Source organism: Kitasatospora sp. NPDC005856, from assembly GCF_040629945.1.
In the GTDB taxonomy this organism is placed as follows: domain Bacteria; phylum Actinomycetota; class Actinomycetes; order Streptomycetales; family Streptomycetaceae; genus Kitasatospora.
Genome location: NZ_JBEXWT010000249.1, coordinates 1 through 1104, shown reverse-complemented (window position 1 = coordinate 1104; position 1104 = coordinate 1). Strand labels below are relative to the sequence as shown.

Here is a 1104-nt window from a genome sequence, read left to right as displayed (position 1 = left end):
AACCACGGCGGCCCATCCCAACTGGCGACCGCCCTCGCCCACACCTGGACCCACAACACCCCCACCACCAAACCCCCCACCACCACACCCACCACACCCACCACCCCCCACACCCCCCTCCCCACCTACCCCTTCCAACACCAGCAGTACTGGCTGGAAGCGGCAGCCGGAGCGGGCCTCGAGGACGCCGCGTCGGCCGGACTGGACGACGCCACGCACCCGTTGCTCGCCGCCGTGGTGGAACTGCCCGAGGGCCAGGGCGTGGTGGCGACCGGTCGGATCGGTGTGGAGACCCACCCCTGGCTGGCGGGGTACGTGCTCCAGGACACGACGGTCCTGCCGGCGGTGGCCGTGCTCGACCTCGTGCTGTCCACCGGGGACCGCCTGGGCCTGCACCACCTCGACGAACTCGCCCTGGACAGGCCGCTCGTCCTGCCGGAGGACGGTGGGGTCGACCTGCGCGTCCACGTGTCCGGCGCGGACGAGGACGGGAAGCACGCCGTCCATGTGCACACCCGGCAGGCCGACGGCTGGACGCGCCGCGCCGCCGGTGTGCTGAGCTCCTCGGGCGAGGCCGCCGAGACCGGCGACGGCCGGGCCGCCGGAGCCGAGCCCGACCAGCTGGCCGAACGGCTCGCCGCGGCCGGCTACGACCACAGCGGGGCCTTCCGGAGCATCCGCGGGTACTCCGACGGGCACGTCGAGACGGCCCTTCCGGAGGACGCCACCCCGGACGGATTCGGGCTCCACCCGGCGCTGTTGGCGCCCGCGCTGGACGGTGTCCTGGCCGGTCAGTCCGAGGAGATCGCGTTCCCGAGCCGGTTCACGGACGTGACACTGCACGCGACCGGCGCCGCCGCGGCCAGGATCCGCCTGGCCGCCCGGGCCGACGGCACCCTGTCCGCCGGTGTGGCGGACACGACCGGAGCGCCCCTGCTCAGCATCGGCTCGGTCACCAGCCGCGCGCTCACCGCACCGGACCTGGCCACCACCGCGGGCGGCCCGCCGGACTCACCGTTGGTGCTGGAGTGGGTCCCCGTCACCCCCGAATCCCCCACCACCGACACCCCCACCCCCGACATCCTCATCGTCCGCCCCGACGAC

At 74.5% G+C, this 1104-nt stretch carries 1 pseudogene; it reads left to right on the top strand.

What is annotated here, in order from left to right:
* Positions 1–1104, top strand: a pseudogene (locus ABZ449_RS42270) (hypothetical protein); the annotation flags it as partial.